Here is a 22,700-nt window from a genome sequence, read left to right as displayed (position 1 = left end):
ATAAAACTGCTTAGTTGGTAAACGCAAGTTACAAATATTTTTTTCTAATACCCTGCAAACCTAAAATTGAGTAGCTTTTGAGTATGGTCGTATAATTGAGGGAAATGATCTTTAAAATCGGTTGGAGATTCAATAAAATACTCGGCTAAAACCGCCATAAATTCGTATTGATTTGTAAACGCATATGCTCTAAAATATCGGGTTTCATCAAGCTTATCTTTAACTTCTTGATGGGTTAATCTTTTAAGAATATTCTGAAATTGTTTAGAAAAGCGAGTAGCATCTATATCCCTACTTTTTCTGGCTTCTAGCTGCATCGCATGCATAAACTCATGGATTCCGAGGTTGAGATTATCGTCGTTAATTCGGTAGCCAAATTCAAAATCTTTCCAGGAAAACACTAGAGCCTTCTGTCTCGGATTAAACTCTCCTTTATGGTAGGCTTGATTCGCCTCACTATAAAATTCTTCTGGGTAAATTAAAACATATTTTATTAGACTGTATTCGTAGTTCTTTCTGCCAAAACTTAGCATACAGCCCACAGCGGCAATGAGCGTTTTCATTCGCTCTGTAATCACCAAGCCATCTCTTCCTACAAACTCTTTACTCGCGATAAAAGTGGCAATTCTGTGTTTAAATTGTCTTTTGTGTTTTGCTGAAAGCAAGGTGTAAAAGTAAAATTCATTTTCAAGGATGGTCACTTGTGCAGCCGAAATCTTCTTGTACACAAAAAAATGTCGAAACAGCGGTTTGTTGAAATTTGAGGCATACCAATTTTCGAAAACTCTAAAAAGAAAAAAACCGAAACCTAACAAAACAATAGTATAGGCATAAGGCGCCAACCAAGTATTATCAACATCGGCTTGTAAGATGTACATCATAGCGTATTTGGGAAGCCTAAGGTACTAATAAATTGTACGCAACCCTTAAGTTAACTAACGACCTATGAATGCTAATTATTACTTCTTACCACTATCCCCTTTAAAATGTTGGGAGTTATTCTTAAAAAGCACGTTAAAGGTAGTTAGACTACCATAACAACGAGTAATGTACTGTTGCAGATCTACTTTATCTTGATCTTCTAATAACTTGCTGCTATTAATTTTTTGTTCCATAACCCGAAGTCTGTCGCGAAGCATGACTATTTTATGGAAAAAGGTGTCTATTGGAATTTCTTTATCTGAAAGAGAACTATCTTTTGGTTTAAGCACCAATGTACCTCCTTTGTATTTATCTGCAATAGGCACAATTTCTGAAGCGTCGCTCCATTTTTTAAGCAGGTTTCTCAAGCTTTTCTCTACTTCATAGAAACTAACTGTGTCAACCTCATCTTCAGCAGCCTCTATCACTTCAAAATCTTCGTCAAAAGTTAGTGTTTCTAATCCGCTGTCTATAAAAGTTACCCAATACATTTTACTATCAACATTGGTGACCACGCCTTTTCCATACGTTGGGTGACTTATTCGCGAACCTATACCTAGTATCTTTTTCATATCTATTATTTATTTCAGCTTTTACAAATGTATATCTCGCTATGCTGATTTCAAAAAATACTTTTTACAAACCCAACTATTAAGATTTTTAGTTAAGTCGTATCTTAGCTATATCAAACTTAACTATGCGAAAAATAAAAGTTCAATCCTTACCTCTTTTTGAAGTAATACAAGATATTGCTAATGCTTTTAATGTGTCTTATCAAGAAAATTGTGGAGAATACCATGTAGACATACCTAAAAAAATTGGTTCGGGGTTTATTAAGGGAATTAATTTTGATGGTGGTTTTGGTATTCTTATTTATCAATGCACATTTAGTCAGGACATTGAATTTCATTTTGTGATAGATAAAGTGCACCCACTTAAATTCCTTTATTGCCTTAAAGGAGAGCTTGAGCATCGCTTTCAAGATAATGAAGAAAATAATACCATAGAACAATACCAAAGTGCGATTGTTGCCAGTAAAAGCACTAACGGACATATACTGCGCTTTAAAGCAGAAACCGAAATACAAGTGGGCAGTTTAGAAATAGATCGTAACATTTTTCAGGACAAAATCGACTGCGAATTAAAAAGTCTATCTCCAGAGCTTAAAACTTTATTTTCAGATAAAAAGGCGGTCAATGAATTTTATCATAATGGATTTTACAGCCTTCAAATTGCAGATTTATTTAAGAAAATTGAAACTTTTGAAAACAATGATTTTGTAAGAAGAATTTTCTTAGAAGGACAGGCATACGACATCTTAACACACCAAATTGTACAATACCACGATGACATTAACGAAGATAACGGGGGTGGTGTTTTACGTAGTTATGAAGTTTCTATGATTCAAAAAGCTACTGACATAATAGATTACGGTCTTGCCGATTTAGATTCTATAGAAGAGCTTGCTCAAGAGGTAGGTATTAATGCAAATAAGCTACAACAAGGGTTTAAACATTTACATGGTACTACAGTAAATGGTTACATTCAGCATAGAAGAATGATTTATGCAAAGACGCTTTTAAATAATACCGATTTCAATATTTCTGAAATCGTCGAAAAGTTAGGATTATCAAGCAAAAGTTACTTCTCAAAAATTTTTAAAGAAACATACCAGATATCGCCTTCAGAGTATAGACAAAACAATAAAAAGCTTAGGTTAAAATAGAGGTAGTTTCAGCAATCTTATAAATGTTACCTGAAGAAATATTGAAGAAAATATTCATATAAAATAATAATACTACACGATACTTTTTAACACTTTTAAGATTATTAATAACACAACTCAATTACTTATAAACATTTGGCATACAATTAGTTAAACTGAGTTAAACCCTGATTAAGCCTGTATTTCATTCCCTACTTTTATCTTCATAACAACGTAAAAACTTAGAAAATGAAAGACTTAATTTGGTTAATTGTAGTTATCTTGATAGTAGGATGGCTCATTGGATTTTTTGGCTTTGCAGCCGCGGTTGGTAACTTTATCCATATTTTGCTAGTACTCGCTGTAATAATGATTCTTTATAAATTACTTACAGGTAAAAAGATATAACTTCATTAACTATTTAATTGAGAAGTAGCCTTCATGATTTTTCATGGGGGCTATTTTAATTTCTGATGTATTTAGTTCTACGTAATCATTTTTGAAGCGCTCAGATTGTGTAACGAAGATACAGCTCAAAGGTTTATAAACTTATCGGGATTATAGATCCCTCAAAGCTATGCATTCCTCTCGCATGGCTCGTCGGATGCATGTTGAAAATAAAACACCAGATAAAATGCTTGAGCAAGCTCAGACATTTTATCTGGTGTTTTATTTATTCGTGACCGCGGAGGGATTCAAACCCCCAACCCTCAGAGCCGAAATCTGATGCGCTATTCAGTTGCGCCACGCGGCCTTTATTTAGTTACTCAATCGTTGTTTAACAATCATGCTTATGGTTTTACCATCTGCTCTTCCTGCTGCTTTGCCATTAACCATTCCCATTACCTTTCCCATGTCTGCCATAGAACTTGCTCCTGTCTGCCCAATGGCTTCATCTACCAAGACTGCTACTTCATCTTCTGTTAACTGCTCAGGCAAAAATTGAGAAATCACTTTTGCTTCTGCCAATTCTGGCGCAGCCAAATCTTCTCTTCCCTGCTCTTTATATATAGCTGCGCTATCTTTTCTCTGCTTTACCAACTTCTGAAGTAACTTTAACTCGGCTTCTTCACTTAAGTCTTCTTTTGCCCCACTTTCTGTCTGAGCTAATAATATTGCAGACTTTACAGATCTTAATGCCTGTAGGGCTTCTTGGTTCTTCTCCTTCATTGCAATTTTCATTGCATCCATAATGGTACTTGATAAACTCATAGTATATAATATTGAAGCGCAAAGATACTTATTCTAAAAAAAAGCCGCTCACTTTTCAATTCAAATGAACGGCCTTATAACGTATTTAGTAGATTGCTAATCTACATTATCGTGTAAAAACGAATTATTATTTCTCAAATCAACGTCATCATCATCTGTACTTACAGAAGTTCGTGAAATAGTAGTATCTGTATCAGAATCTTCTAGTTCAATTCCCATGCGCTTGTATGCAGGTTGCTTTTCAATATCATCTATCTTAGAAGAGCTATTTCGGAACTTATAATTAAACTCCTTCATTTTCTTTTTTCGCTCTTCAGTTCTTGAGGCTAGTAATTTAGCAATAGGCGTATTTAGCGGATCTGCATCGTCTGGTGATACCTCGTCTTCAGTTTCGGTAGTTTCTACGGTTTTAGTTTCAAACGCAATCTCTTCTTCAGCTACTTGTTTTGCAGCAGGCTTCGCGCCTAATAATTCTGCTTCTTTCTCTTCATAGTCGTCTAAGCTATAGCGTTTCACCCCATCACCAGAAACTTCAGTAATTGGGATAATTTCTACAGGCTCATTTACCTCAATATCTTCTATCCTAGAAGTAAGTATTTCTTCCTTTTGTTCTTCAAGCTGTACCTCGGTTGTAGCTGCTGGAGTTTCCGTAGCATTTACTGGCAAATCGAACATCAGCATTTGCTCTTCTACTTCTGGTTCTTGTGAAATAGGGGTTTCCTTCTTTTCTGAAATAATAAATTCTTCTTCTGTAGTAGTCTCTACGGAAATTTCCTCTACTTCAACTGGAGGCTTTACAATTTCGAAGCTATTAACATCAATTTCATTGATTAGAAGTTGTTCAAATTCTGCCAAATGATGAATATCTATCTGTGTTGATTCAACCTTAATATTTCTAATAAGTTCAGATGTTTCAATATACCCTTCAAATGGAAGTTCTGCTTGTGTATCTGTAGGCTCCTCAACGGCTGGAACTGTCTTTGCCTCTGGCTTCTTTATTGGCGCTTCCTCCTCGTCTAAAACCAACGTATGCCTTATCACCGGTTTTTCTACTACAGGTGGTTGTTTTGCAGTTTCATTAGGCAATTCAACCGGTGTTGCACCTTTCTTTGGTGAAAGATCTTGCTCTGCCTTCTGTTCTTCCTCTAACGTATGTATAATTTTCTTAGTCTCTGTATTGGCAATGTCGTCTTGTTGCTCTGCGTTGAACCCAGTTGCAATAACTGTAATTGCTACCGCACCTTCTAACGTTTCATCTTCACCAATACCCATAATAATATTGGCGCTGTAACCAGCTTGTGTCTGAATGTGATCACTAATTTCACCAATCTCATCGATCGTAATTTCTTCATTACCGGAAACAATAAGAAGCAACACATTCTTAGCCCCTTGAATACTATTGTCGTTTAACAACGGAGAATCTAGCGCCTTGTTAATGGCTTCGTGTGCACGGTTAGCCCCACTAGCACTAGCGCTACCCATAATTGCTGTACCGCTATTTGCCAATACTGTTTTAGCATCACGCAAGTCAATATTCTGCGTGTAGTGATGTGTAATTACCTCTGCAATACCTCGCGCTGCAGTGGCTAATACTTCATCTGCCTTAGAAAAACCAGCTTTAAAACCTAAATTACCATATACCTCACGTAATTTATTATTGTTTATTACAATTAGCGAATCGCAATTCTGACGGAGTTTTTCAACACCAATCTGTGCTTGTTCACTTCGCATTTTTCCTTCAAACTGAAACGGAATAGTTACAATTCCCACGGTAAGTACATCCAGCTCTTTTGCCATTTTCGCTATAATAGGAGCTGCTCCTGTACCAGTACCACCACCCATACCGGCAGTAATAAAAATCATTTTGGTATTTGTGGCAAGCATGTTCTTGATTTCTTCAAGACTTTCCATAGCAGATTGTTCACCAATAGCTGGGTTCGCTCCTGCTCCTAATCCTTCAGTAAGTGAGACACCTAGTTGAATTTTAATAGGCACAGCGCTATTTTCTAAAGCCTGGGCATCTGTATTGCAGATTACAAAATCTACACCTTTAATGCCTTGACTAAACATGTGGTTAATTGCATTACTACCACCACCACCAACACCAATGACCTTTATGACATTGCTTTGGTTTTTTGGCATATCGAATGCGATTGTTTCATCAAAGTTAGTACTCATATAACTATTATTTTGCGAGGTTTATTTTTATGATTCCGCACTGCGGAACTATTATATATTTTATATCGTTTACCGTGCAATGCACAAACGACAGTTTATTCTGCGTTATCTAAAAATTCTTTAAACTTTTCTGCCCACTTATCAAAGAAGCGCTTACGCTCTTTTGGGGTTTCATCTCTAGTATCAGTATGCATCTCTCCTCCAGCAGTACTTGATTGTGTTTCCGCATCATCACCGGCACTTTCTAGGGCCTCTATTGCTTTTGGTGCTACACGATGCTTGTTCTCTAAACTATTTAGAACAAGACCTACGGCTGTTGCGTACAACGGACTCGTAGTTTCGCCATCACTGCCTCCAGCTAGATGCTCATTCGGGTAGCCAATACGTGTGTCCATTCCCGTAATGTATTCTACCAACTGCTTTAAATGTTGCAATTGAGAGCCTCCTCCAGTAAGTACAATACCAGCGATTAACTTCTTCTTTTGTTCTTCGTGACCGTAATTTTTTATCTCTAAATAAACCTGTTCTATAATTTCTACTACGCGCGCATGAATTATTTTTGAAAGGTTCTTCAGTGTAATTTCTTTAGGTTCTCTACCACGTAATCCGGGAATAGAAACAATTTCGTTATCCTTATTTTCTCCAGGCCATGCAGAACCAAATTTAATTTTCAGTAATTCTGCCTGCTTTTCAATAATACTACAGCCTTCTTTAATGTCTTCGGTAATTACATTTCCACCAAAAGGAATTACCGCAGTATGTCTAATAATGCCATCTTTAAAAATCGCCAAGTCTGTTGTGCCACCACCAATATCGATTAATGCTACACCCGCTTCTTTCTCTTCTTGACTAAGTACAGCATTTGCCGAAGCCAAAGGTTCTAGTGTAATACCCGACAATTCTAGTCCTGTACTTTTTACACATCTCCCAATGTTTCTAATAGACGATACTTGCCCGACAACTACATGAAAGTTTGCTTCTAAGCGACCTCCATACATTCCTATAGGCTCCTTAATCTCTGCCTGGCCATCTACTTTAAAATCCTGAGGAAGCACATGAATAATCTCCTCACCTGGTAGCATTACCAATTTGTGAACTTGGTTGCATAACCGATCAATATCTTCTACATCAATTACTTCATCACTATTGTTTCTGGTAATATAATCACTATGCTGAAGGCTTCTAATATGCTGCCCAGCAATACCCACTACAACATCTTCAATCTTTAAGCCTGAAGACGTTTCTGCATCTTGTACCGCTTGCTGAATAGATTGTATGGTTTGGGTAATGTTATTTACCACACCACGATGTACACCAAGGCTTTTAGACTTCCCAATGCCTAAAATCTCCATTTTACCGTACTCATTGTTCCTACCAATCATAGCAACAATCTTGGTGGTACCAATATCTAATCCTACCGCTATGCTTTCGTTTTCCATTCTACTCTTTTTTTGTTGCTACCACTTGATTTCCAAACTGCAAATCGATTATACGGTAGTTTTTCAATGTGTTGTCCTGTTTTGTTTTTTGATAAAATGCTTTAAAATTCTGAAATTTTAAATCCATATCTTTTGGTTTACCAAACGCAACGTCAAAATCATGTTTACGAAGCTTTAAAACTACACTTCCATCCATGGCCACGTTAATCCCTACGACGCTCTGTTTCATAAAATCATCTTCATGTATCTTCAATAATAACGGCGTTATTTCCGTAAAATTGGTTTTAGAACGTCCGGTTATAATTGGCACCCTTGCTGCATAAACTGTAGACAAAGGCATTTTCTTTCCGTCTGCATCAACGTAATAGTTAGGCGATGCCGACACTCTACCTATCGGATTTCTTTGTTCTATCTTTGCCCCTAAAACGCCGTCAACCGTTACATATACTTGCGCGTCGCGAATCATCGCATTTTCAAGTAAGCGGGACTCCATCTCTTTCAAAACTAAAGTTTCTTTATCGACACCCGTAACACTATCCTGATTTTGTACTAACAATTTATTAACAGTATTCAAGGTGATAAATGGGTCATTTTCATCCAGAAATTCGATATCAACTTTACTTAATTTTCGCGCCGCATTTCGGTTGTGTGTGAAACTGAAAAGAAACACCACAAGTGCCAATAGCAAAACAAATTTTGTAAGGATTATTAACTTCTTCATTTGGCTAATTCTTTTGTTACCTGCTGAACCTCAGCACCAATATCTCCTGCTCCAACCATAAGCTTAATTCGACAATCCGATTTTTTTAGAAACGTAGCTATTTGAGATTTCGATAGTATAGTAGGAACCAATGTATTGGTTTTGTTATCATCAACTTCACGAATTAAATCTGCAAGCCATTGTGAAGTCACGCCCTCTATTGGCATCTCTCGAGCCGGATAGATATCTAACAAACATACTTCGTCAAATTGCGCTAAACTTTCAGCAAAACCCACAGCAAAATCTTTGGTTCGACTAAAAAGATGTGGTTGAAAAACAATAACTTTTTTATCGTTTGGGTACATTTCTGAAACCGCCTGATAGAGCGCATTTATCTCTGTAGGGTGGTGTGCATAATCGTCTATTAGCACCAAATCATTACTTCTAATTCTATAAGAGAAGCGTCGATCTACTCCCTTAAAAGAAGCTAAAGCCTTGGGTAAACAATCGGTCGGGGAACCTGCTAAAATTGCCATTCCCAAGGCTGTTACTGCATTGTGTAGGTTATGATGTCCGGGCAGGTAAAATTGTAAATCTTGTACGGTTTGTTTTGGAGTTTTTAAATTGAACACATAAGCTCCATTTTCTATGCGCACCTCTTGCGCTTCAAAAGCTGCCTCCTCCTCAATTGCCACTGTTTGCCCAGATAATGGCAACCCTTTTTTATGTAATAAATTTTCTTTCTTCTCTACGAGTGCTGCAAATTCTTTAAACCCCTCTTCAATTGCGTTTGCATTTCCGTAGATATCTAGATGATCTGCATCCATAGAAGTAACACAAGCTATATCTGGACTTAATGTAAGAAACGAGCGATCAAATTCATCTGCTTCAACTACCGTAATTTCAGTTCCTTTACTTATAAAATTAGACTTATAGTTCTCTGCAATTCCTCCTAAAAAAGCAGTGACCGGCATCTCACAGGAAGCCAACAAATGACCTAAAATAGCCGAAGTTGTTGTTTTACCATGAGTGCCAGCGACTGCCAAACATAAAGTGTTCTTTGTAACCTCACCAAGCAACTGTGAGCGCTTTATGACGTTGTAATTTTCGCTTATAAACCAATTGAGTATGTTATTATTCTTAGGTATCGCTGGGGTATAGACCACCAGAGTAGTACGTTCGTTTTTTACCCTCTCTGAAATTTCAGCAATGGTATCTTCATAGGTAATATCAATTCCTTCAGAAGCTAATAGCCTAGTAAGTGTTGTCTCGGTTTTATCGTAACCAGACACGGCAAGGCCCTTCAATTTCGCAAAGCGAGCAAGGGCACTCATCCCAATTCCGCCAATGCCAACGAAGTATATATTTTCTATGTTATGAAGAATATTCACTTTACACTTTTCTAGTATTTCTTAGTAGCTTATCTACCTCATCTACAATATCTTTTGCCGCATTTGGCCGTGCCAATTTTCTAATATTTTCTGAAAGTTCCTGTTGTCTAACCACGTCTGTTAACAAGGAACCTATGGTCTCTTGAAAATCATTATCAGCCTCCTTTTCCCGCAGTAGAATTGCCGCATTTTTTTCTGAAATAGACAAAGCGTTTTTGGTTTGATGATCTTCGGAAACGTTAGGCGACGGAATAAAAATAACTGGTTTACCCACCAGGCATAATTCTGAAACCGAAAGCGCTCCCGCCCTTGAAATAATGACATCTGCCGCGGCATACGCTAAATCCATTCTGTTTAAAAATGGGTGCACCTGAATTGATTCGGTAGCCATAGTCTTATAATCGCTTTCGTATAATTTTCCACATTGCCAGATAAGCTGGATATCCTTTTCAATAAAATAAGGCAAGGTGTTAGCTACTAATTGATTTATTTTTCTAGCACCCAAACTTCCGCCAAGTACTAAAATGGTTTTATTAGATTCATTTAGGTTAAAAAAGTTCTGTGCCTCGGTTCTTTTACTTGCAATCTCTAATAAATCTTGTCGTACCGGATTTCCAGTTAAAACAATTTTTTCTGAAGGAAAAAAACGTTCCATACCGTCATAAGCTGTACAAATTGTAGTAACCGATTTACTTAGCCATTTATTTGTAATGCCTGCATGACTATTTTGCTCCTGAATAAGACAAGGAATACCCTTGCCGGAAGCTGCTTTCAACAGTGGTGCACTTGCATAGCCACCCGTACCTATTGCGGCATTTGGTTTAAACTTTTTTATAATGCTCTTAGATTTCAGCAAACTAGAAATTAACTTAAAAGGAAACATTAAATTTTTGAAATTTAAACTACGCTGAAGACCCGAAATCCATAGACCTATAATTTCGTAGCCAGCCTGTGGTACTTTCTCCATTTCCATACGGTCGCTAGCCCCTACGAACAAAAATTGTGCATCTGGATAACGAACCTTCAACTCGTTAGCAATAGCAATTGCAGGATATATATGACCGCCAGTACCGCCACCGCTAATTATAAATTTGTATGGAGTTTTAGTTTTGATCTCTTTTAAAATTTCAGTTGTTAAATAGTTTCGCTTAAAATGTCTAACGGATTTTCTAGCACTTCACCTTCTTCGGTCTCTCTTTTTTGAACTTCTCTTTTTGCCGCAACACTCAACACCATTCCCAGCGCCAAGCAGGTCATCCAGATACTTGTCCCACCGCTACTAATTAAGGGTAACGTTTGTCCAGTAACTGGGAATAACTCAACAGCCACCGCCATATTTATGAGTGCTTGAAAAACAATGGGCAACCCCACCCCTATCACTAGAAGCTTTCCGAACATAGAACTAGATTTGTGTGCCACAACAACAAGCCTAAATAAGAGTGCTAGGTATAAAAACATTAAAAAGAGTCCGCCAACAATTCCAAATTCTTCAACAATAATGGCATAGATAAAATCTGAAGACGACTGTGGCAGAAAGTTCTTTTGCACACTTTTTCCAGGACCTAAACCACTTACACCTCCAGAGGCGATTGCAATTTTGGCCTTTTCAATTTGATAATCCCCTTCGGTATCTTCTTTGTCTGTAAAGTTTTCTATCCTACTCATCCATGTATCTACACGGTTTGGAAACACACCGGGAAATGCCTTTGCCGTTAGCACAAAAAGTGCCAAGATTACAAACCCAACTCCTAGAATAATTCCTAAGTATCGCAATGGGTATCCACCTATAAAAACAACGATAACTACCATTGCAAAAATGATAGCAGTGGTAGAAAAGTTGGCAGGAAGTATAAGCGCAAGTACCAAAAACACCGGAAGCCAAAGCGGGATAAGTGTTTCTTTAAAAGTAACCACCCTATCTTTTATACGACTTAAATATCGAGCTACATAGGTTAGCAATACTACTGCAGCAAGCGTAGATGTTTGAAATGTTACTCCAACAAAGGGCACTCTAATCCACCGACTTGCATTTGCCCCTTCTATTGTGTTTCCTTGTGCCATCGTAAATATTAACAGCAGCACTACAATAGGCAAGGCAATGATTGAGAGTCCTTTAAAATAATGGTAAGGAATTTTGTGTACACCATATAGAATGGCGAACCCTAATAATAAATGTGCCAGATGTTTCAGTAAAAACTTAAAGGTATTTCCATCGCCATACAGATATGCCAAGTTACTACTTGCGCTGTATACCGGCAAGAAGGAAAAAAGCGCTAGCAGGCCTGCTACTGCCCAGATTGCTTTATCACCTTGTATGTTTTTGAAAAAATTGTTCACACTTGTTTCTTATAATTGTCTTACTGCTTCTTTAAACTGACGTCCTCGATCTTCGTAATTCTCAAACAAATCGAAACTTGCACAAGCTGGACTTAACAAAACGGTGTTGTTTCGCTCTGCGATTTTATAAGCAACTTTCACCGCTTCTTCCATGCCCGCAGTTTCTACAATGAGATCTACAATATTTCCAAAAGCTCGTTTAATCTTTTCGTTATCTACACCCAAGCAAACGATGGCCTTCACCTTTTCATTTACCAATGGCAGCAACTCTGAGTAATCGTTGCCTTTATCTACACCACCAACAATCCAAACAGTGGGTGTTTCCATGCTATCGAGCGCATAAAAAGTTGCATTTACATTGGTAGCTTTGCTATCGTTAACATACATAACGTTGTTAATTTTGAGTACTTTCTCTAAACGATGTTCTACCCCTTGAAAGCGCTCTAAACTCTCTCGAATTGTAGCTTTTCTTATTTTTAATAAAGTAGCTACGGTACTGGCTGCCATAGCATTTTTAATATTGTGTTGTCCTTGTAATCCGAGTGATGCGAGTGGCATAGTTTGTTTGGTGTTATGTAAGGTTATTATTAGTTCGTTATTTTTTATATAGGCGCCTTCTGCTACTTCTTTATGAAGTGAAAAAGGCAACTTCTTTGCTTTTATTTCATGATTTTCCAACCATGTAAGTATTTCAGAATCATCACCGTCGTAGATAAAAAAATCTGCTTCAGTTTGGTTCATTGTTATTCTAAATTTAGAATCGATATACTTCTGATAGTTATAATCATATCGATCTAAATGATCTGGGCTTAGATTGGTAAGCACGGCAATATGCGGCGCAAAATTTTTAATTCCGTCTAACTGAAAACTACTAAGCTCCAGCACAAAATTCTCGTAGCGATTCTCAGAAACTTGTTCGGCAAAACTCTTACCTATATTTCCTCCTAAAGCCACATTTAATTCATCTTTCAGCAACTCATAGGTTAGCGTGGCAGTTGTTGTTTTACCATTACTTCCTGTAATACCCACCAGTGTAGCTTCTGTAAATTGAGCCGCAAATTCTATTTCAGAAATCACAGGCACCCCAGCCTCGTTTAGCTGTTGCACAATAGCTGCATTGTCTGGAATCCCAGGGCTTTTCATCACTAGTTGAGCATTTAAAATCTTAGCAACTGTATGCCCTTCTTCTTCCCAATCTAAATTGTTATGTATAAGAACTTGTTTGTACGTTTCTTTAATTTTTCCGAAGTCAGAAACAAACACTTCGTATCCTCTTTGTTTTCCAAGAACCGCCGTTCCTACACCACTTTCTCCTGCTCCTAATATGACAAGTCTTCTATTCATTTTTCTTTATAAACGGAATTCTAAACGCCCTTACGTCTACCTAATTTTCAAGGTTACAATCGTGAGTATCGCCAAGAAAATCCCGACAATCCAAAATCGTGTAACTATTTTACTTTCATGAAATCCTTTTACTTGATAATGATGATGCAATGGCGACATCCTAAAAATTCTTCTTCCTTCTCCAAATCGTTTTCGGGTGTATTTAAACCAACCCACTTGCATGACAACAGAAATATTTTCCATCAAGAAAACTCCACATAGCAGGGGTATAAGCAGTTCTTTTCTAATAATTATAGCTAACACTGCGATAATACCTCCAATTGTTAAACTTCCTGTATCTCCCATAAATACTTGGGCTGGATATGCGTTATACCATAGAAAACCGATGAGCGCACCAACAAAAGCAGTAATGAAGATGGTTACCTCACCTGTGTTGGGTATGTACATGACATTGAGATAATCTGAAAAAACAACATTACCAGAAACCCATGCAAAGAGCGCTAAGGTTACAGCAATAATAGCCGACGTACCCGCTGCGAGGCCGTCTATACCATCTGTAAGGTTTGCCCCGTTAGAGACCGCAGTAATAATAAAAATGACAATTGGAATAAAAACAAGCCACACATAATCTTTGGCAGTATCGCCCATCCAACCTACAAGGCTTTCGTAGTTAAATTCATTCTCTTTTACAAAAGGTATCGTGGTTTGCAGCGATCTTTCAGCGTTGTAAAACTCTATTGGCGAATTTTGTGTAATTGCCTCTTGAGAATTTACGGGGTTTACCTTTTCTCGTTTAATAGTAACATCGGGGTGAAAAAACATCACAGCTCCTACAAATATTCCGAGTCCTACTTGACCTATAACCTTAAACTTTCCAGGAAGTCCTGCTTTGTCTTTTTTAAACTTTTTTAAGTAATCATCTAAGAACCCAATTGCCCCCATCCAAAGCGTGGTTACAATAAGCATAATCACATAAATATTCTCAAGTCTTGCAAATAGCAACACAGGTACTAATGTTGCTAAAATTATAATCAGTCCTCCCATGGTTGGAGTTCCTGCCTTTTCATTCTGGCCCTCCAAACCTAAATCTCGTATTTGCTCCCCCATTTGCTTACGTTGCAGAATCCTGATGATTTTTTTACCAAAAAAAGTTGCTATAATTAGAGATGTAATCACCGCCAATGCTGCACGGAAGGTTATAAATCCAAAAAGACTTGCCCCTGGCATTTGGTAGTTTTTCTCTAAAAATTCGAATAGATAATACAGCATCTTATTTGTTTAGGGCGGTTAATAATTGGTTTACAATTTTAAAATCATCAAAGTCGGTTCGCTCACCGTTAATTTCCTGATAGGTTTCATGACCCTTTCCGGCGATCAAAATAATGTCGTTAGCTTCTGCCATCTGGCACGCAGTTTTAATAGCTTGTTTTCTATCGGTAATAGAAAGTGTTTTTTTGAAATGCTCTGGAGGCACACCACCTTCCATTTGTTCAATTATTGATACTGGATCTTCACTTCTTGGGTTGTCACTAGTAAAAACAACCTTAGTACTTAATTGGGCGGCGATTTTTGCCATTTTAGGTCGCTTTGCTACATCTCTATCGCCACCACAGCCAACAACTGTAATTAAAGTTTCATTACCTGTACGGATTGTATTTATAGTCTCTAAGACATTTTTTAAGGCGTCGGGAGTATGGGCATAATCTACAATAGCTGTGATTTTCTCCTTTTCTGAAATTTTAAATTGAAATCGCCCATCAACACTTTCTAACGTACTTAGCAATTGTAGTGTTTCCAACTGCTCTAAGCCCAACAGCTCTGCAGTTGCATAAATAGCGAGTAGGTTATACGCGTTAAAATTTCCGATAAGTCTAACCCACAATTCATTATTATTAATTTTCAGCAATAAACCCGAAAACTGATTCTCAAGAATCTGTGCTTTGTAATCGGCATAGCTTTTTAAGGCATAGGTATATTTTTTTGCCGAAGTATTTTGAAGCATCACACTTCCATTTTTATCATCTGCATTTATTAAAGCGAATGCATTTTTTGGGAGTTGATCAAAAAATGACTTTTTCACATCGCGATATTCTTTAAAATCTTTGTGATAGTCTAAATGATCGTGACTTAAATTGGTAAAAATTCCACCAGCAAATAAAAGACCCTCTGTTCGTTTTTGGTGAATTCCATGACTGCTCACCTCCATGAAACAGAATGCTATTCCGGCCGATACCATTTCGGCTAAATACTTATTAATGGTAATACTATCTGGGGTGGTATGCGTTGCTTTGTATTCTGTTGTGCCCACTAGAATTTTTACAGTAGAGAGCAAGCCGCAGGCATAACCAGCAGCGGTAAATAGATTAAATAATAAGGTAGAAATAGTGGTTTTACCGTTGGTTCCAGTAATACCAATTAGCTTAAGCTTTTCTGATGGGTTTCCATAAAAATTTGCTGCCATTACAGCCATAGCCTGCTTGCTATTGTTCACCTGCACATACGTAACACCATTTACCAGTTGTTCAGGCATCTGCTCGCAAATTACAGCGATGGCTCCCTGGTCTACCGCCTTTTTTATGTAGCTATGTCCATCGCTTTGTGTTCCGGCTATCGCAATAAAAACATCATCTAAACCAACTTGGCGACTGTCAAAATGTAAATCGCGAATAGCCACAGCAGTATTACCCACCACCTTTTCGAGGGTTACTTTATACAATATATCGCGTAGTACAATCAAGATAGTGTAAGTATAATGGTTTGACCCTTTTTCACTGCTTCTCCAGAAGGAATACTTTGAGACTTCACAGAACCGTTTCCTTCGATTTTAACTTTCAACCCCATGTTTTCTAAGAGCGACACCGCATCCATTCCAGCCATTCCAGCTACATTAGGCACCTTTTTTCGCACGGCTTGCACTTTGGTATAATAGTTTTCGTAATCTTGTGCGAGTGCTGTATCAACCACGTTAATATTAGTTACTTCCGCTTTTATAGGTGAATCTGTAAAAATTTTCTGTGCAATTCTTTTAAACACAGGTCCAGTAACATCTGCGCCGTAATATCCTTTTGTTGTACTTGGTTTATGAATAACTACTATACAGGAATATTTAGGGTTTTTAGCAGGAAAATAACCAGCAAAAGAAGAGACATACTTTCTGTCTTTGTTCCAAGCTTCAATATTTCCGTATTCTGTTCTTGCGGTTCCAGTTTTACCTGCCATAGAAAAATTTTCAGAATACAGACTCTTTCCAGTTCCACGTTTTACTATGTTCAATAGAATCTCCTGTATCTTATTAATGGTAGTTTCCGAAGCAATCTGCTCATGAATCACTTCTGTAGAAAACGTCTCTACTTGCTGATTCCAAGACCTAATTTCTTTAATAAAGTGTGGCTTTACCATGGTACCATTGTTAGCAATGGCATTATAAAAAGTAAGTATCTGTAAAGGGGTCATTTTTAAGTTATACCCATAAGCCATAGAAGGCAAGGCATTTCTACTCCAATTACTTGAACCTTTTTGTGGAATATCCGGAACACCTTCTCCTTTAATTGGAATTCCGATAACATCATTTAAACCCCAACTCCTAACTTGATTGGTAAATTTATTCGGGTTGTTTTTATACGCATCATCTATTAGTCTTGCCAGTCCAATATTTGATGAGACCTCTAGCGCTCTTGCTGCGGAAATTTTACCATACCCACCACGCTTAGAATCTGTAATTGTACGTCCATATATTCTAAATCTACCCTCTTGGGTATCGACCACTGTCGATGTGTCAATCACTTTTTGATCTAAAGCAACCGTCATTGCGATGGTTTTGAAGGTAGAGCCTGGCTCTGTACTTTCTCCAACAGCGTAATTTAAGCGCTCATAATAGCCTCCGTTCTTGTTCTTCCCTAAATTTGAAACCGCCTTAATTTCTCCTGTCGCCACCTCCATTACAATTACACAACCGTGATCAGCCTCGTATAACTCTAATTGTTTTAGCAGCGCGTGGTGTGCAATATCTTGCATGTTTACATTAATGGTAGAAACTACATCGTAACCATCTTGTGGTTCTACTTCGTTCTCGTCATAAACTGGTTTCCACTGACCTTTTGCAATTTTCTGCTTAAGACGTTTTCCTTCCTTCCCTTTAAGTTTTTCGTTAAATGCACCTTCCAAGCCTACCACATAATGCCCTGGTCTATTTCTATCTTCATCTCCGACCAAACGAGCACCAATTTTTTCCATTGGGTGTTCGCGCACGGTTTTCTGCCTTACTATAATTCCTCCTCGGTATGGCCCTTTTCTGAAAAGCGGCATTTTCTTCATCATCACATATTCTGAATACCCTAAATCTTTAGCTATTTTCAGGTAGCGATTTTTATTAGAGCGTGCTTTTCGCAATCGTTTTTGGTAATATGAAGGATTTCTACCCAGTAACTTGCTTAGTTCTTTTGAAAGTGGCACGAGGTTCTCTTTGAAGTCTTCTGAAGAAACCGTTACAGCATCGAAGTATATATCATATTTCGGAACCGAGCTAGCAAGCAAACTACCGTCGTCTGCATAAACATTACCGCGATTGGCAGGAATTGTAAAGTTTTGAGTTGTATTTTTAAGCGCGAGATCTCGGTATTTATCGCCTTCAACAAATTGAATATCGGCTAATTTCACAGCAATAAGTAACGCAAAGAGGAACATACCTCCAGCGACAAAATATAAGCGGTTTAATATGTTCTTTTCTTCTATTGGCACCGCGCTACTGTTGTTTTGTTATACTTATTTTCTTGGGAGGCGTTTCGCTTGGTTGTAGCCCACGCGACGCCAACGCTGCTGTAATTTTACTTTCCATCTTGGTTTGCGTTACTTTCTTTCGCACATCCAGATATTCACTTTTTAGTTCTTTCACATCATTGCTTAATTGCGCTATATGATGCACTTTTTTATCGGCCGTATGGCTGCTACCAATCATAATAAGCGCCAAGAAACTCAGGAAGATGATAAAGCGCCAATTTTTAGGAGCGTCGTCACTTACTAGAAACTTTCCTTTTATTATGTTGTAGAAGTTTTTTTTCATTTTAAGCCTAGGCTATTATAGTTTTTCAGCAATTCGCAGTTTTGCACTTCTTGCTCTGTTATTTTCTTTAATTTCTTCGTCTGAAGGAATACTAAATTTTCCAATGGGTTTTAACGGCACCTCTACTCTTCCGAAGACATCGCGTTCTGGTTCACCTTCAAAAAGACCATTTCTCATAAATCGTTTAACAAGTCGATCTTCTAAACTGTGATAACTAATTACACTAAGGCGTCCTTTTGGGACCAAAACCTCAACGCTTTGTTGTAAAAATTCTTTTAGCGCATCTAACTCCTGATTCACTTCAATTCGAATCGCTTGATATATTTGAGCTAATATTTTATTCTCTCTATGCTTTGGAAGGAATCTACCCAAGGCCTTCTTTAATTGCGCACTCGATTTAATAGGATTTTCTTTTCTAGCCTCCACTAAAACTCTTGCCATTCCTGCTGCCGCGCGTAATTCTCCATATTGAAATAACACGCTACGCAACTGACTTTCTTCGTATGAATTCACCACATCATAAGCCGAAAAGGCACTATCTTGGTTCATACGCATGTCTAAATCGGCTTCAAATCGTGTTGAAAAACCCCGTTCAGCAACATCAAACTGATGCGAAGACACACCAAAGTCGCCTAGAATTCCATCTACTTCTTTATACCCATGAAAGCGTAAAAAGCGCTTGAGAAATCTGAAATTTTCATTAATCAACAAAAACCTCGGGTCGTCGATAGCATTCTCAAGCGCATCTGTATCTTGGTCGAAAGCGATAAGTTTACCGTTTTCGTTTAATCTGCTGAGAATTTCTTTAGAATGTCCGCCGCCGCCAAAAGTGACGTCCACGTAAACCCCATCGGGGCGGATGTTAAGTCCATCTACAGTTTCGGTCAGGAGGACCGGATTATGATAATTCATTAGTAGCATCGGCATCTCCCATCACTTCTTCTGCCAAGTCTGCAAAATCGCTGGCAGCATCGTCAATGGCTTGTTCGTATTTCGCTTTATCCCATATTTCCACAATGTTGATTGCAGAGGAAATAGTAATTTCTTTGGTAATACCTGCAAAGTCTGCAAGGTCTTTTGGTATGTTTAATCTGCCCGTAGCATCAAGCTCTACCTGTTTTACTCCTGCTGTAAATCTTCTAATGAAGTCTACATTTTTTCTATTAAACCTGTTAAGAGAATTCATTTTAGCCATTAAGGCATTCCATTCGTCCATTGGATACAATTCCAGGCAATTCTGAAACACAGCACGTTTTATGATAAAGCCAGAAGACGCAACAGGAGCCAGCTGCTTTTTTAAAGCAGCCGGAACCATGACACGCCCCTTGACGTCAGCCTTACATTCATATGTTCCTATTAAATTGACCATCAGGGTTTCCCAAATCTTAATTAACTGTTTCAAATATAAAAAGTATTTACCACATTTTACCACTAAATACCACTTTGTTGATAAGTTTTACCACCCTACCACACAAAAGAGACATAACCCACTGACTGCGAAATGGTTTAAGTTCATTTTGCCATTAACAATTTCTGTAGAAAGGGCGGGTGAATGCTGCGATTTGAGAAAAATAATTCTTAGAATTAAGTTGAATAAAAAAGTGTATTTTTGTTTTTAACAATTGTGACACCCTGCATGACCGACCAACTTAAATCAGAAGGCAAATTCAGTTACTTAGAAATAGGTGAAGGAACTCCAATCATTATTTTACATGGATTAATGGGAGGGCTCAGCAATTTTGATGGTGTGGCAAATTTCTTTCCACCAAAAGGGTATAAAATTTTGATACCAGAATTACCCATTTACAGCATGCCCATATTAAAGACGAACGTAAAAAACTTTGCCAAGTATGTAAAGGAATTTATGGACCACAAGGGCTTAAAAGATGTAATTTTACTTGGAAATTCACTTGGAGGGCACATCGGTTTACTTTGCACTAAATTGTACCCAGAATACATGAAAGCCTTGGTTATTACTGGGAGCTCTGGATTGTATGAAAGTGCCATGGGAGAAAGCTACCCAAAGCGTGGTGATCGAGATTATATTCAGAAGAAAGCTGAAAATGTTTTCTACGATCCGAAAGTGGCAACCAAAGAAATTGTAGATGAAGTTTATGCTACGGTAAACGATCGGCAAAAACTAATACGTACACTGGCTATCGCTAAAAGTGCTATACGTCATAATATGGGTAAAGATTTACCTGCAATGAACACTCCTACCTGTATTATTTGGGGAAGAAATGACAATGTAACCCCACCAGAAGTTGCCGATGAATTTCACGATAAACTTCCAGATAGCGATCTGTATTGGATTGAAAAATGCGGTCACGCCGCCATGATGGAACACCCAGACCAATTTAATGAATTGTTATTTGCCTGGTTACAAGAAAGAGGGTTTTAAAGGCTGTTTGAAACATCAAATAAAGTCTTCTAGATACATATCCAAAATAAATTTCTAATAATCTATAGTTTTGAAAATTAAGTCAGCTGAATTTGTAATGAGCAATAGCGAAGTGGCCAAGTGCCCTAAAAATCGCTTGCCAGAATATGCCTTCATTGGCCGCAGCAATGTTGGTAAATCGTCGCTCATTAACATGCTAGTACAACGCAAAAGTTTAGCAAAAACTTCTGGAAGACCAGGAAAAACACAGCTCATCAATCACTTTATCATTAACAAAAATTGGTACTTAGTAGATTTACCTGGCTATGGATATGCGCGCGTTTCAAAAAAGGCTAAGAAGACTTTTCAGAAATTTATCACTAATTATTTTGAAAAGCGTAAGCAACTTGTACTTGCCTTTGTATTGGTAGATTGTAGACATGAACCACAACCTATCGATTTAGATTTTATGCAGTATCTAGGAGAACATCAAATTGCTTTTTCTATCGTCTTTACTAAAGCCGATAAACTAAAGCCAGCCGCTTTGTCTCGCAACATTGAGGCCTACACACAAAGAATGCTACAAGACTGGGAAGAAATGCCGCATTACTTTATCACTTCGTCTAGCAACACAGAAGGGCGTGAAGATTTGTTAGACTATATCAACCGAATTAATGATGAAATAGGCGAGCAAGTACAGCAAACCGATTTTTAACAAATGAGCTTATTTCTTAAGCTCTAATTTTTCAGCAAAATAGTCGGTAAAATCTTTCATGGTGTCTGCCATTTTATCATCACCTGTAGCGCGTTTAAACGTATCTGTCATCGCCACTAAAGTCTGGTGAAAAAACACCTGCATCTCGTCTAGGGGCATATCTTTTGTCCATAGGTCAATACGCAAGGCTTCTTTGGCTTTATGGTCCCACACAGAGAGTAATACTGCCTTAGATTCTTCATTGTTTACACCTCCATCTGGTGCAGACCAATGCAGTTTCTCTGGCACTTTATTTTCATCTAGCGCTACGTCTATTTTTATTTCTGAAGTATGATGTTTCATTAGTTCTTCTGTGGTTTGTATTTAGAATATTTAAAAATTTCGTCGGCACTTTTAATGAGTAGCTGCGGTACGGTAGTATTGTTTTTTTCCATATAAGCTTTCACAATTTGCCAACCTATATATCTCCCAACCATGCCAGGTGATTCGTTATCTATTTCGAGGTAAAACTTCGAAAAAGGGGCGTTAAAAATAAATCTTGGCGCCATTTTCGGGTCGGTACTGTACAGTAATTCTTTTTCAATAAAATAACGCCACATATCTTCTTCATTGTCGTTTGCCCATTTCATTTCTTCTTCAGTGTAACCAATTATTTCGGCATCGGTAACCGAAGGCAGCCAAATATCTTTCAAGTACAGCTCCTTTCCGAAGTACACCATTTGAGAAAGTAAATCGCGCTTACTCGGGGCAGAAATAAGTTGTCTAGCATAAGCTTCTGCCACATCTGGACCAATCTGAGAAGGTTTGAGGTTTTTAACCAAATATTGCTTAATATTTTGATAAAATTCATGATCGGCTCCCAAATAGGTATCAAGCGCAAGCACCAACAAAGTATCTGTAACGATGGCTTTATTCTGGTAATCTACATCGCTAGTAACGGTAACTGTGGTTGGGGCTTTAAATTCGGGGAAGTAATATTTTATGTGCTGAAATAACGGAAGCAGCTGATCTTCTATAGTTTCTTCGGAAGGAAACTGCTTTGCCACAGCGTCATTTAATTGCATCTGTAATGTATCACTCATATTCCCTAACCAAATACTGTCGTGAATTTGTCTCGGAAAAAACACAGGGTATTTCGCTTTAAGTGCTCCAAGAGACTCTGGGGTAGCATTCGCAAATTCTTTATCGAAACGAACAATTTTCGCTTCCATAGGTATTGCTGAAATTTCCTTCTCTAAAGCACTGTCTGAATTACATGCAAATAACAAAAACGTAGCACAAAGTATCACCAAATATTTCATAGTATGTAGTATTAGCAA

At 37.8% G+C, this 22,700-nt stretch carries 22 protein-coding genes and 1 tRNA gene; 4 read left to right on the top strand and 19 right to left on the bottom strand.

The window, feature by feature from the left end; translation table 11 throughout:
* Positions 1–44: 44 nt before the first annotated feature.
* A complete protein-coding gene (locus tag G5B37_RS12785) occupies positions 45–881 on the bottom strand; it encodes a zinc-dependent peptidase (RefSeq protein WP_164680416.1) in 837 nt (278 codons plus the stop codon).
* Between the two features lie 78 nt (positions 882–959).
* Complete coding sequence (locus tag G5B37_RS12780) at positions 960–1,493, bottom strand: hypothetical protein (protein ID WP_164680415.1); 534 nt, start codon at positions 1,491–1,493, stop codon at positions 960–962.
* A gap of 125 nt (positions 1,494–1,618) precedes the next feature.
* Between G5B37_RS12780 and G5B37_RS12775 the strand changes: the two genes are divergently transcribed.
* Both G5B37_RS12775 and G5B37_RS12770 read left to right on the top strand, forming a co-directional pair.
* Positions 1,619–2,647, top strand: coding sequence for a helix-turn-helix domain-containing protein (locus G5B37_RS12775; protein WP_164680414.1), 1,029 nt, complete (start codon positions 1,619–1,621; stop codon positions 2,645–2,647).
* A 228-nt stretch (positions 2,648–2,875) separates the two neighbouring features.
* A complete protein-coding gene (locus tag G5B37_RS12770; RefSeq protein ID WP_164680413.1) occupies positions 2,876–3,034 on the top strand; it encodes a lmo0937 family membrane protein in 159 nt (52 codons plus the stop codon).
* A 272-nt stretch (positions 3,035–3,306) separates the two neighbouring features.
* Here the strand turns inward: G5B37_RS12770 and G5B37_RS12765 are convergent.
* From G5B37_RS12765 to mraZ, 15 genes are all read right to left on the bottom strand, one after another.
* Positions 3,307–3,380: transfer RNA gene (locus G5B37_RS12765), tRNA-Arg, on the bottom strand.
* A gap of 5 nt (positions 3,381–3,385) precedes the next feature.
* A complete protein-coding gene (locus G5B37_RS12760) occupies positions 3,386–3,838 on the bottom strand; it encodes a GatB/YqeY domain-containing protein (protein ID WP_164680412.1) in 453 nt (150 codons plus the stop codon).
* A 96-nt stretch (positions 3,839–3,934) separates the two neighbouring features.
* Positions 3,935–6,016, bottom strand: a complete 2,082-nt coding sequence (gene ftsZ, locus G5B37_RS12755; RefSeq protein ID WP_164680411.1) for a cell division protein FtsZ — start codon at positions 6,014–6,016, stop codon at positions 3,935–3,937.
* 95 nt (positions 6,017–6,111) lie between these two features.
* A complete protein-coding gene (gene ftsA / locus G5B37_RS12750; protein WP_164680410.1) occupies positions 6,112–7,455 on the bottom strand; it encodes a cell division protein FtsA in 1,344 nt (447 codons plus the stop codon).
* Position 7,456: 1 nt separating this feature from the next.
* Entirely contained in the window at positions 7,457–8,176 is a 720-nt protein-coding gene (locus G5B37_RS12745) for a cell division protein FtsQ/DivIB (protein WP_164680409.1), read from the bottom strand.
* The gene (gene murC / locus G5B37_RS12740) at positions 8,173–9,546 is read right to left on the bottom strand and encodes a UDP-N-acetylmuramate--L-alanine ligase (protein ID WP_164680408.1); all 1,374 of its coding nucleotides are present in this window, start codon (positions 9,544–9,546) and stop codon (positions 8,173–8,175) included. The genes G5B37_RS12745 and murC overlap by 4 nt, the downstream gene beginning before the upstream one ends.
* A gap of 1 nt (position 9,547) precedes the next feature.
* Entirely contained in the window at positions 9,548–10,660 is a 1,113-nt protein-coding gene (murG, locus tag G5B37_RS12735) for an undecaprenyldiphospho-muramoylpentapeptide beta-N-acetylglucosaminyltransferase (protein ID WP_164680949.1), read from the bottom strand.
* Positions 10,661–10,680: 20 nt separating this feature from the next.
* Complete coding sequence (locus tag G5B37_RS12730; RefSeq protein ID WP_164680407.1) at positions 10,681–11,883, bottom strand: FtsW/RodA/SpoVE family cell cycle protein; 1,203 nt, start codon at positions 11,881–11,883, stop codon at positions 10,681–10,683.
* A 9-nt stretch (positions 11,884–11,892) separates the two neighbouring features.
* A complete protein-coding gene (gene murD / locus G5B37_RS12725; RefSeq protein ID WP_164680406.1) occupies positions 11,893–13,227 on the bottom strand; it encodes a UDP-N-acetylmuramoyl-L-alanine--D-glutamate ligase in 1,335 nt (444 codons plus the stop codon).
* 36 nt (positions 13,228–13,263) lie between these two features.
* Positions 13,264–14,496 carry a phospho-N-acetylmuramoyl-pentapeptide-transferase gene (mraY, locus tag G5B37_RS12720; RefSeq protein ID WP_164680405.1) on the bottom strand — a complete coding sequence of 411 codons (1,233 nt, stop codon included), beginning with the start codon at positions 14,494–14,496 and terminating at the stop codon, positions 13,264–13,266.
* Position 14,497: 1 nt separating this feature from the next.
* A complete protein-coding gene (locus tag G5B37_RS12715; protein WP_164680404.1) occupies positions 14,498–15,964 on the bottom strand; it encodes a UDP-N-acetylmuramoyl-L-alanyl-D-glutamate--2,6-diaminopimelate ligase in 1,467 nt (488 codons plus the stop codon).
* Positions 15,961–17,964 (bottom strand): penicillin-binding protein, encoded by a 2,004-nt coding sequence (locus tag G5B37_RS12710; RefSeq protein ID WP_164680403.1) that lies wholly within the window; start codon positions 17,962–17,964, stop codon positions 15,961–15,963. Before G5B37_RS12710 ends, G5B37_RS12715 begins: the two co-directional genes overlap by 4 nt.
* 4 nt (positions 17,965–17,968) lie before the next feature.
* The gene (locus G5B37_RS12705) at positions 17,969–18,286 is read right to left on the bottom strand and encodes an FtsL-like putative cell division protein (RefSeq protein WP_164680402.1); all 318 of its coding nucleotides are present in this window, start codon (positions 18,284–18,286) and stop codon (positions 17,969–17,971) included.
* A 15-nt stretch (positions 18,287–18,301) separates the two neighbouring features.
* Positions 18,302–19,198, bottom strand: coding sequence for a 16S rRNA (cytosine(1402)-N(4))-methyltransferase RsmH (rsmH, locus tag G5B37_RS12700; protein ID WP_164680948.1), 897 nt, complete (start codon positions 19,196–19,198; stop codon positions 18,302–18,304).
* Positions 19,185–19,655: a division/cell wall cluster transcriptional repressor MraZ gene (mraZ, locus tag G5B37_RS12695; RefSeq protein WP_164680401.1), complete on the bottom strand. Its 471-nt coding sequence runs from the start codon at positions 19,653–19,655 to the stop codon at positions 19,185–19,187. Before mraZ ends, rsmH begins: the two co-directional genes overlap by 14 nt.
* 267 nt (positions 19,656–19,922) lie before the next feature.
* On the opposite strand from mraZ, the gene G5B37_RS12690 reads away from it, so the two are divergent.
* Both G5B37_RS12690 and yihA read left to right on the top strand, forming a co-directional pair.
* Complete coding sequence (locus G5B37_RS12690) at positions 19,923–20,687, top strand: alpha/beta fold hydrolase (protein ID WP_164680400.1); 765 nt, start codon at positions 19,923–19,925, stop codon at positions 20,685–20,687.
* A 70-nt stretch (positions 20,688–20,757) separates the two neighbouring features.
* Positions 20,758–21,381, top strand: coding sequence for a ribosome biogenesis GTP-binding protein YihA/YsxC (gene yihA, locus G5B37_RS12685; RefSeq protein ID WP_164680399.1), 624 nt, complete (start codon positions 20,758–20,760; stop codon positions 21,379–21,381).
* 9 nt (positions 21,382–21,390) lie between these two features.
* Here yihA and gldC read toward each other — a convergent pair whose 3' ends face one another.
* Complete coding sequence (gene gldC / locus G5B37_RS12680; protein WP_164680398.1) at positions 21,391–21,723, bottom strand: gliding motility protein GldC; 333 nt, start codon at positions 21,721–21,723, stop codon at positions 21,391–21,393.
* Positions 21,723–22,682, bottom strand: coding sequence for a gliding motility lipoprotein GldB (gene gldB / locus G5B37_RS12675; protein ID WP_164680397.1), 960 nt, complete (start codon positions 22,680–22,682; stop codon positions 21,723–21,725). The genes gldC and gldB overlap by 1 nt, the downstream gene beginning before the upstream one ends.
* Positions 22,683–22,700 lie beyond the last annotated feature (18 nt).

It is taken from the genome of Rasiella rasia (assembly GCF_011044175.1).
GTDB classification, from domain to species: domain Bacteria; phylum Bacteroidota; class Bacteroidia; order Flavobacteriales; family Flavobacteriaceae; genus Marinirhabdus; species Marinirhabdus rasia.
Note: the sequence above shows the minus strand (reverse complement) of the source record. Positions and strands in the feature narration are given on the sequence as shown.

What these genes read in the sequence shown, in the direction of transcription:
- G5B37_RS12785 (WP_164680416.1), bottom strand. Translation starts at nt 881, where the DNA reads ATGATGTACATCTTACAAGCCGATGTTGATAATACTTGGTTGGCGCCT.
- G5B37_RS12780 (WP_164680415.1), bottom strand. Translation starts at nt 1,493, where the DNA reads ATGAAAAAGATACTAGGTATAGGTTCGCGAATAAGTCACCCAACGTAT.
- G5B37_RS12775 (WP_164680414.1), top strand. Translation starts at nt 1,619, where the DNA reads ATGCGAAAAATAAAAGTTCAATCCTTACCTCTTTTTGAAGTAATACAA.
- G5B37_RS12770 (WP_164680413.1), top strand. Translation starts at nt 2,876, where the DNA reads ATGAAAGACTTAATTTGGTTAATTGTAGTTATCTTGATAGTAGGATGG.
- G5B37_RS12760 (WP_164680412.1), bottom strand. Translation starts at nt 3,838, where the DNA reads ATGAGTTTATCAAGTACCATTATGGATGCAATGAAAATTGCAATGAAG.
- ftsZ (WP_164680411.1), bottom strand. Translation starts at nt 6,016, where the DNA reads ATGAGTACTAACTTTGATGAAACAATCGCATTCGATATGCCAAAAAAC.
- ftsA (WP_164680410.1), bottom strand. Translation starts at nt 7,455, where the DNA reads ATGGAAAACGAAAGCATAGCGGTAGGATTAGATATTGGTACCACCAAG.
- G5B37_RS12745 (WP_164680409.1), bottom strand. Translation starts at nt 8,176, where the DNA reads ATGAAGAAGTTAATAATCCTTACAAAATTTGTTTTGCTATTGGCACTT.
- murD (WP_164680406.1), bottom strand. Translation starts at nt 13,227, where the DNA reads ATGAATAGAAGACTTGTCATATTAGGAGCAGGAGAAAGTGGTGTAGGA.
- mraY (WP_164680405.1), bottom strand. Translation starts at nt 14,496, where the DNA reads ATGCTGTATTATCTATTCGAATTTTTAGAGAAAAACTACCAAATGCCA.
- G5B37_RS12705 (WP_164680402.1), bottom strand. Translation starts at nt 18,286, where the DNA reads ATGAAAAAAAACTTCTACAACATAATAAAAGGAAAGTTTCTAGTAAGT.
- rsmH (WP_164680948.1), bottom strand. Translation starts at nt 19,198, where the DNA reads ATGAATTATCATAATCCGGTCCTCCTGACCGAAACTGTAGATGGACTT.
- mraZ (WP_164680401.1), bottom strand. Translation starts at nt 19,655, where the DNA reads ATGGTCAATTTAATAGGAACATATGAATGTAAGGCTGACGTCAAGGGG.
- G5B37_RS12690 (WP_164680400.1), top strand. Translation starts at nt 19,923, where the DNA reads ATGACCGACCAACTTAAATCAGAAGGCAAATTCAGTTACTTAGAAATA.
- gldC (WP_164680398.1), bottom strand. Translation starts at nt 21,723, where the DNA reads ATGAAACATCATACTTCAGAAATAAAAATAGACGTAGCGCTAGATGAA.
- gldB (WP_164680397.1), bottom strand. Translation starts at nt 22,682, where the DNA reads ATGAAATATTTGGTGATACTTTGTGCTACGTTTTTGTTATTTGCATGT.